Genomic DNA, 15901 nt, shown 5'->3' on the forward strand with positions numbered 1-15901 from the left:
CTCAACGAAGCCGTCCTCGTTAACTCACTTGTCTTGACGAGGAAAGCCGCGTCCGGGGCGGCAATGCGAATCCTTCCAAGAACACCGAAAGGCAGTCGTGCGCAAGTTCTTTGTTCGTGTAGAGATCGTCGTTGCGGTGCCATCTGACGGAAAGCCATACCGCATCTCGAAGGAAACGGTGAAATACCTTCGCAGGAACATCCGAACGGAACGCACCGGCGCCTTGGCCGGCTGTTATCGCGTCGAGCCACGTCTGCTGCACCCGATCCGCCAGATCTTTGGCACACGCGTATTCTGGCCGCTCCCGCAAACTCGCCAATTCGTTCTGAAAAACCTGAGTCGAATGAGGCTGCGCTTGTGCGGCTTCGAGCGAGAGCTCAACTATTCGACCGAGCCGCTCCCTCGGGTCGAGGCGAGGCGAAGCCCCCGCGTCATATGCAGCCTGTAGATCAACGAGAAACCTCGTGATCAGCTCGTTGACGATAGCGTCTTTCGACGGAAAGTGGTGATACAGCGCACCAGGCTGCACACCTACCAGATCTGCCACCTCTCGCATCGAGGTCGATGCGACACCCTTCTTCGCGAACAGTTCCGCGGAGGCAGTCAGAATATCTTCGCGACGCGACTTGACGTCCGCCATCAGTCCTCCCGATCACCGGATGTGAAGCCCGGATTGAACACCTAGTCAACCGAGACTAGGTTGCCGCCGAACTCACGTCAACAGTCCTTCGACATATCGAAATGCTCTGCTGGCCAATACTTTCAACACAGCCAGCGAATCTTCCCGCTGAGCGGGAAGGGTGCTTGAATGAGCGTTCAATCTGGCTTTTCATGGTATCACTCGGTCTTCACATCTTCGACGAGAGATACCTGGTGAACCTACAATCCCGGGGTGACGCATGCCCTCGACAGCGCCCGTTTTCGCTGGGCCGCATTCATCACCTGGGCATTGTCGTCCCCGATCTCGATGCCGCTGTCGCCCAGTTCGCCGACCTCTACGGCATAGAGATCAGACTGTTCGACACGAAGCCCTATCCATGCAGGATCAACGGTGCCGACCAAGTCTGGAAGACCCAGATCGGCCTTTCGGTCGGCGAGCCACCGCATCTGGAGTTGCTGCGCGCAGTTCCCGACTCAGTGGTGTGGGACTACGCGCCTGGCATTCATCACGTCGGCTTCACCGTCGATGACCTCAAGAGTGCGGCGAACGCATTGGAAGTAGCTGGATCTCCCATCTGGATGGGTGGGGTCAAGGACGGAGATTTCCCCACGGGCGCAACGTATCACCATGATCCTTTCGGACAGGTTGTGGAACTCTTGGACAAAGCCACCGAAGCGCGACTCACGGCACAATTGAAGTGCGCGTCGCCCGATTCCGCCGAAAGGTGTTAAGTGTGAGCCTCTTCGGAAAAGTTACGTTTGTCGCCAGTGTTGTGCAATGTCAAGGAGGCAACCATGCCGTCGAGATGGCCTCACGGAGAGCGAATGTCATCGACGTTTGCGAGCCAACCGGCTTCGTCCCCTACACGATGAGACGCGAAGACGGACAAGTGGGAACTGCCTGATTGCTGGAACAACGCCCGGATCTCGGCCCCATCTTCACCATTTCACTCCCGGTGGAACGCATCGAAATATCCGACGTCACCAACACACTCCTCCGCCCGGTCTCCGACGGCGCGCGGTACGTCACAGTTGTCTCACCGCCTGTCTATGCCGGCTCCGCCATCCGCTAGCCCGCCCCGATCTCTGCAACCTCACGCAACCACATCAAGTCACCAACAAGGAGAAAAACCATGCCCCCTCGCGTCACCTACGCCCGAAGCGTCCACGACGACGCAGAAATCAACGCCGTACTCGAAGTTCTTCGCAGCGGACCCCTCGGACTCAAGATCGGGAAGAACGTCGCCGCGATGGAAGCGCAAGTCGCAGACCTGTACGGCAAGAAACTCGGTCTGATGTGCAATTCCGGTTCGTCCGCCTTGTACCTCGCCCTCGAGCTTCTGGATCTACCGAAGGGGGCCGAAGTCATCACTTCCCCCTTGACGTTCTCCACTGACGTCTCCCCCATCGTTCGTGGGGGGTGGATCCCTGTTTTCGTCGACGTCGAAGCCGATACCTACAACGTCGACGTATCCAAGATCGAAGAATTGATCACCGACAAGACCCAGGCAATCCTCATTCCCAATCTCGCCGGCAACGCACCGGACTGGGACGCGATCCGCACCATCGCCGACCGACACGACCTCAAAATCATCGAAGACTCGTGCGACTGCATCGGAACCACGCTGCGCGGCACCAAAACTGGATCACGATCCGATATCACAGTCACAAGTTTCGCGATGGCACACATCATCACCTGCGCAGGAAACGGCGGCATGGTCTGCCTCGACGACGAGAAACTGCGCGACAAAGCACTTATGCTGCGTCGATGGGGACGCCGCTCCGAGCCACACCTGTTCGGCTCCGCTGGAACCGGACGCGTGTTCCGCGAAAACCTCGACGGCGTCGAATACGACAACGACTTCATCTTCGACGTACTGCCGTGGAATTTCGAACCCTCCGAACTAGGCGCAGCATTCGGACTTCAGCAGCTCAAAAAACTGGACTTCAACTTCAAGCGGCGCGCCGAAATCTTCCAAGCATTCAGCGACGCATTCGGCACCTACCCGGACTTGTTCACACTCCCCCGACAACTCGAAGATTTCCACACCGCATGGCTGTGCTACCCCGTCCTGGTAAGAGAAACAGCAGGCTTCACCCGCGGCGACATGCAAGAATCCCTCGAATCTGCCGGCATCGACACCCGCACCGTCTGGAGTGGCAACGTCACCAGGCACCCCATGATGCGCGGCGTAGAACACAGAGTCCCCACCGACGGACTTCCCAACGCAGACATCGTATTCGAACGCGGAATGTCACTGGGAATGAGTCACGGCACCACCACCGAAGAACTCGACCACGTCGTCGCCAGCATCCACGCATTCGCATCCCAGTTCACCCCGGCGACCACAGCCTGATCCCCACGATACGGTGCACGGCCCTCACAGCACCGGGCACCGTATCGTGCGAACCCCCAGCACTTTAGAAGACATCCACAGTGAAGCATGTTGCCCCGTTCACACCTGATCAGGCATTCAGCCTTCGGTTAGCGAACATGTGCTCTGCAGGGCGACGGCGGTAATTCGCTTGTTCCCCCGCAGCAGGACGTTCTGACTGCGGTCGGCTCGGCACTGCCCGTCAGCGTTCAGTTGGCAGTGATGGGTCTGGTCATCGCACTCGTCGTCGCAGTTCCGCTCGCACTCTGGTCGGCGCACCACGAAGGCGGCGTCATCGACCGCGTCATCAGCGCCGCGACGTTCGGTGTTCTTTCCGTCCCGAGCTTCCTCGCCGGTCTGTTGCTGATCATGGTCACCGTCAACTGGCTCGGCTGGTTCCCCCGATCACAGTGGGTGCGCATCGGTGACAGCCTCTCCGGAAACCTCTCACACGCAATACTTCCCGCGATCACCATCAGCCTCCTCGAGATGGCGATGTTCACTCGCGTTCTCCGATCCGACCTGGTGACGACGCTCCGTGAGGATTACATCCTCGCGTCGAAATCGAAGGGAATGCCCACGCTGCGAGTGCTTTTCAGCGACGCGCTCCGCCCGTCGTCGTTCTCGCTCATCCCGATGATGGGTCTGGGTCTCGACGGCATAATCGGCAGCGCACAGTCCCGCTGGCTCCACTTCGGTGTGGTCTCGGTCGCACCGATCGTGTCGCCGTCATGTACGCCAGTTCCTTCGTGGAAACGTCGGCGACCGAAGAGCTGTTCGCTCGTCCTCACCACCCGTACACCGTAGCGCCGATGGCCGCGATTCCACGTCTCGAACCGCCGACGCACACAGCGCTGCAAACAATTCCGGATGGAGTACAGGACATGACGAAGCCAATCACCGGCTGTCGTCTCGCTGCTCGCGCTCGGCCGGCGAAAACGGTCACCTTCGGGGTACAGCGCGGGGACCTGCCACCACTTCGCATACGCCATGAAATCTCGACATTGCTTGGACGGAAGGACCGACAATGATGCAATGTAGGTTGTTCTCGCACATGCCCCGAAGTCGGACAGTCAGTGTCTCCTCCCATCAAGATTCCTCCGTCGCAGAACTTTTCAAGATCGCTATGCAATGGCATCGACTGCGTCCACGCGCCAAGACCCAGAATATGCAGGTAACCGCTTGCCGCGGCTACCACTTGACGAACGCAACAGGAAACTCTCCGGGCCATTTGGCAACTCAATCAAGCCCGCCCGGCGGGGCGAACGAAAACACCTTCAGCCACGACCATGATCCCCTCGCCATTCTCAAGGTGCCCCACCGCGTACGTCTTGACTCCGTCATGGCGCACCACTCGCGCCTCACCGTGCACCCGACCGAGCCGCGTCGGTCGCTGATAGCGGACAGTTAGGGTGCCGGTGAACGCGGGCTGCGCGGGCCGATGTGCCGTCGCACCCAGCAGTTGGTCGAGAATCAGTGCGGATATTCCACCATGCAGACAGCCCGGGGGCCCCTCATACGCAGCGCCGAGTTCAACATCACACCATACCGACCCGTCCCGATTTCGCTCGATTACGAGTGGAGGGGCGATGGGATTACGAAGACCTATTATTGCATTTCCCCACGGCATACCACGCCCGTCGCGAGTGTACTGAACCCCAAATGACTCGGGCACAAGACGTTCGGATAACAGCCGGGCACCTTCATCGACTAGTGCCTGTACCTTCGCCACCGTATCCTCACCGACCTCGGTTCGGATCGTGGCATCGATGAGCTGTCGAACCGACTGTGTCAATGGTTCGTAAACTGCACGACCATAGTCGAACTCATCGACAGGACGTTCTTCCATACGACTCCTTGCCTTCGACTCCGGCCAGTATGAACCCATGCCGCCATCGTCACAATGCGACGTTCCGCTCAGCGGGTACCGGTCGTGCGAGAACCGATGATCCCCACATCGGGTCGATCCGCGATTACCGAAATTTGTACGCACGCCAGAAACGAACAACCTTCCTACCGTCCAGCCGGGCGTCAGGCGCGAGGCTCCCGCGCGCGTCACACCCGGCACCAACCTTTTGAGCCGAACGAACTGGGGAGATATGCGGCCTCATCAACGGCACAAACTCAAATACCGACCGATGGACAGGCCACCAAATACCCCGTAAACTTGAAGACGGCTACGAAATCCAAATTAAGCACTGCCCGACCACTCTTCTGCAATTCGTTGCATTACCTGATCACCTGCTGCAGCAGGTGATGGTTTCAATCTCCCAAGCCGTACGACAGGCGCTACACGCGGCTACTTTTCACCCACCGATTTAGCCATACCTTGTCCCCGAGGAATACGGCCACATCCGAACCATCTAACTAATACCGACTCTGGCTTTGCGTCTTACTGAAATTTCGACATTACGTGGTTTATTCCGCCAACACATATGGAGATGTAATGAAGTCGCTAGAAGAAAAGCAGCAGTTCTTATCAGAACTTCACGTGGGTGTGCTCGCGGTTGGGCGAGGCGATCGAGCGCCGTTCGCAACGCCCATCTGGTACGACTACACACCTGCAGGAACTCTGCGAATCTGGACCGCGCGAAATTCAGCAAAGGCAAAGCTGATCGCAGCAGCCGGCACTTTTTCCTTCGTTGTCCAGGACGAGCAGCCGCCATACAAATTTGTGCGAGCTGAAGGCTCGGTAGTGGGCACTACCGATGCGACGAATGCGGTTACCCGAGAAATAGCGAGAAGATATGTTTCAGAAGAGGAAGTTCCTCAGTACGTGGAAATAAACGAGCAGGACGACTACATTATCATCGAAATGCTTCCGGAACGGTTCATCGGGATAGAAGGTTGAGTAACGAACGCGCGTGAATGTAACGTCTAGGTATATGCGAGGTAGCTCCGTCCGCGACACCGGCAAAGTTAAGGGCGACGATGAGGCCAGGAAGTCCGACTTCAGTTCCGGGGTCGCGGGCCGAGCATACCTCGGGCAAAGCAAAGCCGGCCGCCTCACTTCTCTCCGGGAGAGACAGGTGCTGAACGTCCCAAATGCTCAGGTGTTCCGGCACTTTGCGAACGCTTCTGAAAGCGACTCGCAAAAAATTCTGTGCCGCTGCAAGTTCGGCGGCTTTGTTGCCGAACAAGTCGCTCAAAGATTCCTGGTGACTCGATGAACAGCCAAACCTGGTCCACTCACTATCAGCGCAAATAGCCACACGAACGGCACTGGGTAGCATTGTCGAAAAACTTCTCCGGCGACGGAAAGAAAAAAGATCGCAGGCAACCCACATATACGCGGCGGGCGCTTGCTGCTTGCCTACTCTGCCCGACTCCGCGGGTGCCGGCATTCTCAGATAAGAAGCAAAGTCATGATTGCCATGCCCGCCGCCATGCCAGCCTCACTTGCTGCCATCGACGTCAATTTGCTCGAATCATGGAGCTTGACAGTGGTTATCGGGATCGCCGCGGATGTTAACGGGGGTCTCAAATCCCCCGCTGCGTGTGCAGGACCGTAAAACCAGATTACAGATGCCGCTGCAAAGGTAAGAGCGATCGCAAGTGTCACTGCTGATATCCAGTCCCAGTCCGCTGACGCTGATACCGACGGTAGAACGATTCCTTCGCGGTGTTGCGCGTGTCCTGGGATTCGGGCCGCGGGCGGAGCCATGGGATGAGTGAATTCAGTCGAATGGTCGTGTTTAATTAAGCTTCCGGAGGCTCCACCCGTCATGACGAAGACCATCCACAGCATCGCCATCATCATCAATGAGTGATAGAAGCTAACGTGCGATTGGCGCAGATACGTAGTGTTAATTCTCTTCACAAAACCGCAGCGCGATCGCACAGCTGAGACCGCGAACCAACCTACTCCGACGGCGAAGAAAACTACTTGGAGTGTTACCGGAATTCGGGGAAACCCTGGCCAGACCATCGCAAGCATCGCCAGGGATGCAGCGACATGAAACCCATGATTTACTCTCTGAGCCACACTCTGGACGGACCAGATGCAATACAGGGAATATCCAAGCACGAATCCGAAGAGAATCGTGGCAACCCACCGTAGTGGCAGATCCACAATCACCGCACCCTCCCTCCTTTAGGCACTCACTGCGCACCACGAAACCCCAAAAGCGGCGCCTTGGCGGACGGGAGGTGGTCTGCGACGCCGCTCCGCACCTCCCGTCAGCGTTAGATCTTGAAACCGGCAAAGTTGAAAAGCCCTCAGGGTAAGGGCGATCCGTCTCCGTCAACACAGTGATCCTCGCGTACTCCGAGCCCAGAGCGAACCTCCCCGCAAGCCTGATCGCTTGACGCGATGCAGTGACCCTCACCAACCGGTGCGGGCACGTTCAACGTGGGATTCTTGTCGAAGAAATTATATGGCTTGAGTGTGAATCTCGCGTAATCCATCGGCATGATCGGCCAATCCTCCGAGCGCGGAAAGTGAGTCAGGGCAAAGGTGTGCCACAGAACAAGGTCCTCACCGACGAGGGGTTCGTCATCAGCAATAAACTCGGGAATGCCACCGCCACCGGGGTGCATATTCACGAAGTCGCCCGCAGCGTAACGTTCGGCCGGATCATATCGCGTTACATACAAATGCTTGGCACCGAAGGTCGCCCGCTTTGCGACAGAAGACGATGGGTCCATCATCAACGTCGGCGCGTCTGTGGGGTGCAACACATATGATGTCGGCTGGCCTAGCCGGTTCGTCGCATCGGTCGACGCGATCTGCCACACGCGCCCTCGACTACCGTCCGCGACACGACCGGAGACGGCTTCCGAAGTGATGGGCGAGCTCGATTTGGTGAAGGCATTGCCGTGAGGATTTGTTGCTGACACCGGTAGCCGAACAGCGTCGATCTCGTTGACTACGTTGGAAGTACCATCGATAGTCATATCGAGCCGTGCGTTGAACAAATGCTGATGATAAGGCGCACCGAGCCCAGGCGCGATCTGTGAGGCGTACGGGTAGGGAGTTCCGTCGGCGTTGTCGCCTGGGTACGCCGAAGTGAACACGACACCAGTAAGTTTGGCTTCGCATTCAATTGTCCCGTCGAGATAGAGATACCAGAAGAAACCGTAATCGTAATTTCCCACCGTCGTAAAGAAGGAGATGACGAGTCGCCGAGAGCGACGAACCTCGTGAGCCCCCGTGAAGAGATCCGTGTGCTTCCATAGCGAGCCGAAGTCTTCTTCATGCATACAAATGGCGTTCTCGACCACGCGTGGCGCACCTAGCTCATCAGCGAAAACAGCGTCGAAGTACTTAATCTCACCGACGCAGTCGCATCCAAGCGCGAGCGAGTTCGTGAACCGTCCGTAAAGGAACTCGCCGGCATCGAAATAGTTCTGCCAGAATCGATTTGGACTCGGATCGCCGTATGGCACAACCATCTCGCTGATGGACCCTCGATACATGATCGGTCGATCCACGCCCTCATCAGCAAAGCTCAGTTGGTGCAATATCAGGCCCTCACGGACATCGAATCCGAGCCGCAATTTCCAGTTACCCCAAGCGATGTGCTCTCCGTCCACTGTAAAGCTAGGACCCTCGGGCTGAGTAATTTTGATCGGCTTGAGGCCCTGGAGTGGCGCACCCTGGATCTCGGGATCATCGTAATTTCCACTCTCGGCAGGCACATCGAAAATACGCGTATCGATGATTTTCAGAACGACGCCTTGCAGGAGGTCGAGGTAGACCGAGAGACCATCGACTGGGTGTGCCCAGATATGATCCGCCGGGTAGTCCTGTTTGAACGCCAGACACCTTACAACACGTAGGCCGTCCTCGTCCGGGTAACCGTAATGACCAGCAGAGAGAGGCATGATTTGCACGTCACCAGTCGTCAATCCGCGCGTAGCCAGAGCGGCGACCCAACCCTCATCTGAAGCGAGAATAGCGATAATATTCATGGCTTCGGTGTCGAGAACTGGGAGCTGGCCTTCCGAACCGTCGACTACAGCGGTCTTGACCACAAGGCCGGTAGTGAGTGAGACTACCGAGTCGGTTGACACTCCCTTATCAAGATCGTGCAGCCAGACACGTGCTCTCCTGTCGGGTGCGGGAGCTTCTCCTGACTCCCATGCAAACACATCGCTTTTGATCGGCTCTTCGAGTCCCACGTAGGAGAATCGTGTGTTTTCTGTGAAGTCGGGCATATTTGCGACGATCCCGCGAACAACGTCTATCTCTTCACTACTGAGCGAGGCAAGCGGGTGAACGACACTGGCTAGCTGGCGTTGTTCTGCTGCGACGTCGAGGTTCCTAGTGTTCATACGGTCGAAGTTCTCCTTATTGTGTGCCGAGTGTCCAGACTCGATGTAGCGGTGGAAACCAAAATTCGTTCATGCACGGTGCCTGCAGCCACACATCGCACCGGTTTCCGGAAGCTGCTGGCGTTCTTCCGGTCGAGGCCATCGGTCATTCACTTGGATGTGTCGAGAGCCGAGCGTGTCGATACAGAGCCGCAACCATTCCCAACGACCGCGGGCTCGACGCAGCTTGGAATAGTGCGAATTCAGTTGTTACACAAAAATTTTCCCTGCGGCCAACTAGGTGGCGATCAGTTTCCGGCAGTAGCTGCCGATTTCGCGGACGGATGGGCGCAAGGAGGTCGGGTGTATTTGACCGAATGCATTCGGCGAGACCCCCGAATGATGAGCAATAGAATTCGAGGTCTACCCGGCCGAGGGCCCGCATTCTCGACGATGCAAGGGTCGCGGCTAGGTGTAGGCGATACCCGCGGATTCGCTGCCTCGCCGTTGCATTAGGCAGTTCGACTGCGCCGACCGTAACGTGAAGCCATTGCGGCTTCAGCTGGCAGGACTTTCACGTCGACGAGCGATTGCGGGCGGTGACAATCTCGTCGGCCAGATCAGGGAGCCCCCTTCCTCTCGACCAACAACTGCAAGACGCTGCCAGCAACATCGGCAGCTTCATGACAGCTTTGGCGGACAAGAAGTTTCAGAAACTGGACAGTCGAACGATCGTCCGACTCTATGCTTTCAGCCTACGACGAGGAGACACCGCCGTCAACACGACGAACGATTTACATAGCGGCAGCAACCCTGTAACGAGCACAAAGTCATCGGCAGGCGAACGCGCACCCGTCTCTAGGGCAAAGTCTGCTTTCGCCATCGCTTCACCTGAGAACGTGACTCAGTGTTCGATCAGTCCGGAATGGAACGGTACCGTCTCGCCAAACACTTCGCGCTAACGTACCGGTCGCGCCCTCATGCGGATCGGATAAGACCCGCTAGCTCGTCCAAGTCTCAACTCGCGGAACGGCGCGCTGGGGACGAAAGGATGACGCCAAGCGACTGCCTTCTGGAACTCCATAAACCGGCCGGCGACTTGAGTCGCCCCTTTGACCCTCAACCGCAGGCCCATTGCAGTCTCCCCAGCGCAGTCGCAGATGTTGTCTTGTCCAAGTCTGGCGTGGTCGAACCGGTCCGTCACCGCATAGCTGACGAGGGTCGGCAACGACATAGATAGACAAATAGTCATTGCATATTCCGGCGTGGAGCAGCCGAACGAATTCGCAGACGAGAGATCCTAAGACTGTTACCGGACGGCGAATCAGATCCGGTCTGATTGCGATTGATCCTGAATTTTGTGCCGATAAAGGAAGGCGAGCATTGCCACAGCCAATATCACGAAGGACAACGAGGATTCACTGAAGGTTCCGCCGACAAGGCTAGGAAACAGAATCGCACAAACAAAAGATGTTCCCACTACACAGAGCACGATGATGGCAATCGGAACACCTAGTCGGACCCGAAGCAGGCCAGAAGTATCGCGCAATAACGCTCGTCGCTTCAAGATAATGTACGAAACTATAACTAGAATTATAGCAAGAACGTAACCAAAGTTACTTGCCAGTAAGATTGCCACAGGATTTTCAGCAATCAAAAGTAGTAGGACATTCATGATCGTTGCAATTAGAATTGCTACAACTGGCGCGCCCGACTTGCTACGTTGCCCTATTTGACGGAGCGTCAAATTTTCCTCGGCCATCGCACATAACAATTGCGATACGCCACTGATAACAATCACCATGAGATTGAATGTCATCGTCATTTGTACGATATTTACGATCATTACTACTGTCGACGATCCTCCAAATATAGACGCCACAACGAGCGACGGAAAATTGAGAGGGTTCTGGCTTACGACGTCTTCTCCGAGAACAGCCGTTGCAGAGATCGGAACAATGATCACCGAAAGCAGAACTAGTACGCCAGCCACACGTAGCGCCCGTCTGGTGTCATGAACGATATTTCGAAAGGACGGCGCCATGGTAGCAATAAGTTCAGTACCGAAGACACTCGTCGCGACAACATACAACATGACAGCGAACGTCATCCAACCCGGCGACGCCAACGCAGCTGTGGAGATCTGCAGATCATCCAGAGCAAATAATGGAGACAAACAGGCTAGGACGATAATGATGCCAAGCGCAGCCGTGGAGATGAGGCTGATTCGCGCGAACACCTTTGGGCCGAGGTACGCGAGCGCTGCTGCAAGCAAGATGGCTCCAATGCTGACAACCTTATCCCCAGTCAATGTCAGGCCAATAATTGTCCACTCCGGTATTCCAGCGAGCCACCATTGCGCTTGGACGATATAGGTAATCGATGTGGCCATGAAGCTCAAGCCGAAGGAATAGCCCATCCAGTAGCTGAAGGTCGTTACGACAGAAACCCAACGAACTCGGCCCGTGAAGGCCTCACTCGCATAAATTGTTATTCCTCCCTGTTTGGTGGGGAACATCCCGGCCATCTCCGCGAACAATTTATTCATCAAGAATGCGACAAGTGCAAGAATGCCGTAAACGAGTACAGCACCCCAGGTTCCGAGAATGGGGTAATACAGCCCCACCGCAAAAGGTGCAGCAACCACCCCACCCACTGCGCCGACCCCGTGGTACCAACGCAATCCTCCACCTGGATGTGGATCAAGCGGTACCTCGATCGAAGACGCCGCCTTCCTAGGATCTCCGGTCGCATCCCCGATGTTTTCGGGTGCCGCGGCGGTCACAGACCGCACTCCGGAGATCGCGCAAGAAACACTTGCTTCTCAGGAGAAAATGACAGAACTGTGTTCGTGATCATTGAGTTCACCTTCAACTAGTTCGGGACACATCAACGCCCACCCATTCGCTCCATTGCGAGTACAGCGGCCGGTTGCCCTCTGGAGATTACATCATGGCTTCACAATTGGATCCAATTTTAATTAAACTTTAGGATCCACACGACGCCAGTCGCACTGCTTGCGGAACACACGGGCTCTGACGGAGCCAGCGCGCTATGCCGAACATACGCAGGTCAGCAGCCGCGTTTCGGGTCCCAGCACACTTCACGCTTGGGGATGCCCGTCCATCCTGAAAGACATGCCACCGCCCCGGTGCTCCTCATCTCTGTTCGGAAAGTCCGCCGCCGACGCGCACTGCACAGTCGAACTCATACGCCTACTCCCCTGCCTGTCCAGGCGCGTCGCGCTCTCCATTCTCGCCAGGTGCCGTCTGCCCGTGTGGCGAGAACACCGCGCCGGCACGTCGGGTAACCGCGCAGGCGACTGTCGGTCCACCGCAGTTCGCTGCTTTTGGCTGTTCTCTGCCTATGGCCTAACACCCACAGGTGCTGACCCCAGTCGGTGAACTCTCGCGATGCTTCACAAGGCAACTCGCCAAGCACCCAATCCTTCAACGGGGAGACGGATGAGTGATCAGGTGATATTCTGCGGAGGACAGCATGAGACGCTGCACGCCAACCGAGACACCCAACCTCGGTGGACCACTTTTCCGAAATCACGCTGATCCAGATGTCAGGACTTCTGACTCTCAGCACGAATAAAGGATAAGTTCCCCGACAAAAAACAAGTGTTTGGAGCGGAAGTCCATGTTAAAGATATGCATCCTTTGCGGTAACCCGAAAAGCGAATCACGCACATTAGGAATCGCCGAAGCTCTCGTAAAACAGCTACTAATAGAAGGCACCTATGATCTAACAATCATTGATCTGCCCGCGCATGCCGATCAAATTTTCGCGTGGCCATCAAACGTGATGTCCGATTTTATTGAAACGATCACCGAATGCGATCTGCTCATCGTTGCATCACCCACTTATAAAGCAACTTATACCGGTATGCTGAAGGCTTTCCTCGATCGACTTCCCGCTGATGGCCTCAAAGATATCATAGCCATTCCCTTAATGACTGGTGGAGACCTCACACACTCCATGGGTCCGGAAGTAAATTTACGTCCGCTCCTAGTCGAGTTGGGCGCATCCATCCCCTCGCGCGGTTTTTACTTTGTAATGAGCGACATGGATCGAGTCGCCGATAGAATTCGAACTTGGATTGAACTAAATTCGACATCGCTCCGCCGGGTGGCGACCATCTCCGCGGCGATTAGTGAACCCTCAACGAAGACTGTCGGAGCCTGAACACCGATTAGACCTCTCGTCACCGAATATCCAGCTACTCAATACATCTGCTAAGAACTACTCTAGAACTCCGCCAAGGTAGGAACCATGCACTCGTCAGCCGAAAAGGAAAATATGTACCTCGTGCCGCTCGCATCAGACCCCGCGACCTTACGAAGAGTATTCGGACATTATCCTTCTGGAGTTGCGGCAATTGCCGCGACAATTCAGGGAGAAGATTTCGTTCTCATATCGTCCTCGTTTACCGTCGGCGTTTCATTTGAGCCACCTCTCGTGCTCTTTTCAGTCCAAAAATCATCACAATCGTGGCCAAGTCTTCGCCAAGCCCAACATTTGGGTGTATCCGTCCTGGGAAATGAACAAGGATCTCTTTGCCGTCAATTATCAGGGGAACGCGAGACTCGCTTCAGCAACGTCCCCTTAAAAAGAACTGAGACAGATGCTTTGTTCTTTTCAGGAGCTTCTATCTGGTTGGACTGTAGCGTTTACGCCACGCATGAGGCGGGAGATCACGACGTAATCGTATTACAGGTTCACAGCGTCATGTCAGACCACGATCTGGATCCACTCGTTTACCATGGGTCCCGATTCAGGCCATTGAATTGATTTTAACTATGCGTTACGAGTGCGGATGCGGTAATCTAAACACACGTTTCCGAAAATTGAGCATTTACACTAAATGAAATCGCCGTTCGCGGGTCGGATTTCCCAGGGAACTCAAATTGCCCAGAAATAATTCTGCCGAATACGAAGGCTGATTAGATTCGATATGGAAAGGGGACTAATTATAGGAGGAACGGACGTTGGTGACCCGGTGCCAATGGTAGGCGGCGGGCGGTCGTCCTCCGCGTATTGAATGCGGTCGGTGATAATTGTAGTGGATGATCCAGATTTCGACCGCGGTGCGCCGCTCAGCTTCGCTGGTGCATTCGCGTGAGTAGAGCAGTTCTCCGGCGAGGATGCGGTTGTAGCGTTCGACCTCCCAATTGCGTTTCGGGGTGTACGGCCTGATCCGTTGGTGTCGAGGGTTTCCGAGTAAAGCCGTGAAATCAGCTGCCTGATAACATGATCCGTTGTCTGTGATCACGCGCTCGATACGGGTGATGCCGTGCGCGGCGAAGAACACGCGGGCGTTGTGCATGAAAATCGATGGCCGTTGCGCCGGCCCATGCAGTGTCCTTTCCGTAGGTTGAGCACCACGGCCAGGGTGGACGGGGCAGTGATGGGTCGCGGGCAATCGCTGCTATGAAAGGAAAGTTTCGGCTCAGGCCATTCGGATCCGCGCCCACAACCATCATCACTGGAAAATTCTGAGTCCGACCGCCACGCGAAACGCTGTCGGCATGCTCCAGAAAAAGATGGGCCTCTCACAGCGTTTCGCCTGCAAGGTTGTCGGGCAACCGCGATCGACTCAACGGAAAACGCCAGCGAGGAACACACCGGCCGATCCGCACGCCGATCTGCGGGAGTGGTTGCGAGACTGGGCCAAAGCGAATGCCCGCAAGGGGTTTCGTCGGGCGTGGGCGGACTTGAGTGCCATGGGCTGAATGATTAACAAGAAACAAGGTGCAACGACTCTGGCGCGAGGAAGGATTGCGGGTGAAGGTCCGCAAAATCCGCAAACGAGCCGGCGCTTCAACCACCCCGATTTATCGATGCACATGCACCGAAGATTGTGTGGGCGATCGACTTCCAGTTCGACCACCACCGACTGCCGGAGGTTCTTTGGTCGCGTCAATGGTCGACGAACACACACGGCAGTCCGTACTCAACATGGTCGAACGGTCCGTCACGGCCGGGGATCTCGTCGCAGCCTTGGAGAAGGCGACACCACACCGATACGTGCATTCCCAGTGCAGTATTCGACACCATCGCCAGTTTGTCGTCTACCCAATCAGCGTCCCAACCGACTAAATTGGATTTCTCAGTTGCTCTCGTGGGCTGAGTCATCCGGGCAACCCGCATCATTCGGTCTCGAGAGCACGGGATCCGTTGGTGCTGCGCTCTTTCACTCGCCTGCGGCTTCTTGGCCGATCTGGCCGTCGAAGTTTCCCCACCTGGATCGACAGATACGCCGACTCGCCGTGAAATTTGACACAATCGACGCCCAGAATGCAGCGAAAGCAGTGATCGCAGGGTTCACCACCCGAACCGTTAACTGTTGATAGCACTGTGGAAATGATTCGCCAACATAAGGTTCCGCACGATACCGACGTCAAGGCTCGGCGTCACGATAATAGTGACGCTCGAAGCAGTGCTGGCGTGTGCACCAGAAGTACTACGCACGCGGACTCAGACCATGCTGTCCTGCGGCTGAGCGGCCCCGACCACCGAAACCCACGTGGGCAATTCCGTCGACTCAATACGAATTCTGCTGGCAACATCTGCTCGTCGCCGGCTCACCCTTGATCTCGAGGCAG

13 protein-coding genes and 1 pseudogene are annotated in these 15901 nt (G+C 56.1%); 8 read left to right on the top strand and 6 right to left on the bottom strand.

The window, feature by feature from the left end:
* Positions 1 to 19 precede the first annotated feature (19 nt).
* Positions 20 to 640: a TetR/AcrR family transcriptional regulator gene (locus tag AC2ETI_RS28175; RefSeq protein WP_030003095.1), complete on the bottom strand. Its 621-nt coding sequence runs from the start codon at positions 638 to 640 to the stop codon at positions 20 to 22.
* Between the two features lie 233 nt (positions 641 to 873).
* Here AC2ETI_RS28175 and AC2ETI_RS28180 point away from each other — a divergent pair, with 233 nt between their 5' ends.
* The 5 genes from AC2ETI_RS28180 to AC2ETI_RS28200 all read left to right on the top strand — a co-directional run bounded on the left by AC2ETI_RS28180 (position 874) and on the right by AC2ETI_RS28200 (position 4066).
* Positions 874 to 1392, top strand: a complete 519-nt coding sequence (locus AC2ETI_RS28180; RefSeq protein ID WP_051636688.1) for a VOC family protein — start codon at positions 874 to 876, stop codon at positions 1390 to 1392.
* A 173-nt stretch (positions 1393 to 1565) separates the two neighbouring features.
* Positions 1566 to 1733: a hypothetical protein gene (locus tag AC2ETI_RS28185; RefSeq protein ID WP_158510663.1), complete on the top strand. Its 168-nt coding sequence runs from the start codon at positions 1566 to 1568 to the stop codon at positions 1731 to 1733.
* 60 nt (positions 1734 to 1793) lie between these two features.
* Complete coding sequence (locus tag AC2ETI_RS28190; RefSeq protein WP_030003097.1) at positions 1794 to 3017, top strand: DegT/DnrJ/EryC1/StrS family aminotransferase; 1224 nt, start codon at positions 1794 to 1796, stop codon at positions 3015 to 3017.
* 240 nt (positions 3018 to 3257) lie between these two features.
* Positions 3258 to 3842, top strand: a complete 585-nt coding sequence (locus tag AC2ETI_RS28195) for an ABC transporter permease (RefSeq protein ID WP_244891538.1) — start codon at positions 3258 to 3260, stop codon at positions 3840 to 3842.
* Complete coding sequence (locus tag AC2ETI_RS28200) at positions 3767 to 4066, top strand: oligopeptide/dipeptide ABC transporter ATP-binding protein (protein ID WP_081051254.1); 300 nt, start codon at positions 3767 to 3769, stop codon at positions 4064 to 4066. Before AC2ETI_RS28195 ends, AC2ETI_RS28200 begins: the two co-directional genes overlap by 76 nt.
* 212 nt (positions 4067 to 4278) lie before the next feature.
* Here the strand turns inward: AC2ETI_RS28200 and AC2ETI_RS28205 are convergent, their stop codons facing one another.
* Complete coding sequence (locus tag AC2ETI_RS28205; protein ID WP_483634702.1) at positions 4279 to 4923, bottom strand: PaaI family thioesterase; 645 nt, start codon at positions 4921 to 4923, stop codon at positions 4279 to 4281.
* Positions 4924 to 5481: 558 nt separating this feature from the next.
* On the opposite strand from AC2ETI_RS28205, the gene AC2ETI_RS28210 reads away from it, so the two are divergent.
* Positions 5482 to 5886: a pyridoxamine 5'-phosphate oxidase family protein gene (locus AC2ETI_RS28210; protein ID WP_030003100.1), complete on the top strand. Its 405-nt coding sequence runs from the start codon at positions 5482 to 5484 to the stop codon at positions 5884 to 5886.
* Between the two features lie 495 nt (positions 5887 to 6381).
* Here AC2ETI_RS28210 and AC2ETI_RS28215 read toward each other — a convergent pair whose 3' ends face one another.
* The 3 genes from AC2ETI_RS28215 to AC2ETI_RS28225 form a co-directional block, all read right to left on the bottom strand.
* On the bottom strand, positions 6382 to 7113 hold the full coding sequence (locus AC2ETI_RS28215; RefSeq protein WP_059016411.1) for a DUF5134 domain-containing protein: 732 nt from the start codon (positions 7111 to 7113) through the stop codon (positions 6382 to 6384).
* Between the two features lie 140 nt (positions 7114 to 7253).
* Entirely contained in the window at positions 7254 to 9311 is a 2058-nt protein-coding gene (locus tag AC2ETI_RS28220) for a primary-amine oxidase (RefSeq protein WP_081051253.1), read from the bottom strand.
* Between the two features lie 1303 nt (positions 9312 to 10614).
* Positions 10615 to 12075, bottom strand: a complete 1461-nt coding sequence (locus AC2ETI_RS28225) for an APC family permease (RefSeq protein WP_158510662.1) — start codon at positions 12073 to 12075, stop codon at positions 10615 to 10617.
* An 860-nt stretch (positions 12076 to 12935) separates the two neighbouring features.
* Between AC2ETI_RS28225 and AC2ETI_RS28230 the strand changes: the two genes are divergently transcribed.
* Positions 12936 to 13481 carry an NAD(P)H-dependent oxidoreductase gene (locus AC2ETI_RS28230; protein WP_051636668.1) on the top strand — a complete coding sequence of 182 codons (546 nt, stop codon included), beginning with the start codon at positions 12936 to 12938 and terminating at the stop codon, positions 13479 to 13481.
* Positions 13482 to 13595: 114 nt separating this feature from the next.
* Positions 13596 to 14087: a flavin reductase family protein gene (locus AC2ETI_RS28235; RefSeq protein ID WP_081051251.1), complete on the top strand. Its 492-nt coding sequence runs from the start codon at positions 13596 to 13598 to the stop codon at positions 14085 to 14087.
* Between the two features lie 175 nt (positions 14088 to 14262).
* Here AC2ETI_RS28235 and AC2ETI_RS28240 read toward each other — a convergent pair.
* Positions 14263 to 14625 (bottom strand): annotated as a pseudogene (locus tag AC2ETI_RS28240) (integrase core domain-containing protein); the annotation flags it as partial.
* Positions 14626 to 15901 lie beyond the last annotated feature (1276 nt).

This window comes from Rhodococcus sp. MurmanLake-1 (genome assembly GCF_056945715.1).

Excerpts from the sequence above, each read along its gene's own strand:
- AC2ETI_RS28230 (WP_051636668.1), top strand. The coding sequence starts at position 12,936 with ATGTTAAAGATATGCATCCTTTGCGGTAACCCGAAAAGCGAATCACGC.
- AC2ETI_RS28175 (WP_030003095.1), bottom strand. The coding sequence starts at position 640 with ATGGCGGACGTCAAGTCGCGTCGCGAAGATATTCTGACTGCCTCCGCG.
- AC2ETI_RS28220 (WP_081051253.1), bottom strand. The coding sequence starts at position 9,311 with ATGAACACTAGGAACCTCGACGTCGCAGCAGAACAACGCCAGCTAGCC.
- AC2ETI_RS28205 (WP_483634702.1), bottom strand. The coding sequence starts at position 4,923 with ATGGGTTCATACTGGCCGGAGTCGAAGGCAAGGAGTCGTATGGAAGAA.
- AC2ETI_RS28195 (WP_244891538.1), top strand. The coding sequence starts at position 3,258 with ATGGGTCTGGTCATCGCACTCGTCGTCGCAGTTCCGCTCGCACTCTGG.
- AC2ETI_RS28235 (WP_081051251.1), top strand. The coding sequence starts at position 13,596 with ATGTACCTCGTGCCGCTCGCATCAGACCCCGCGACCTTACGAAGAGTA.
- AC2ETI_RS28200 (WP_081051254.1), top strand. The coding sequence starts at position 3,767 with ATGTACGCCAGTTCCTTCGTGGAAACGTCGGCGACCGAAGAGCTGTTC.
- AC2ETI_RS28190 (WP_030003097.1), top strand. The coding sequence starts at position 1,794 with ATGCCCCCTCGCGTCACCTACGCCCGAAGCGTCCACGACGACGCAGAA.
- AC2ETI_RS28210 (WP_030003100.1), top strand. The coding sequence starts at position 5,482 with ATGAAGTCGCTAGAAGAAAAGCAGCAGTTCTTATCAGAACTTCACGTG.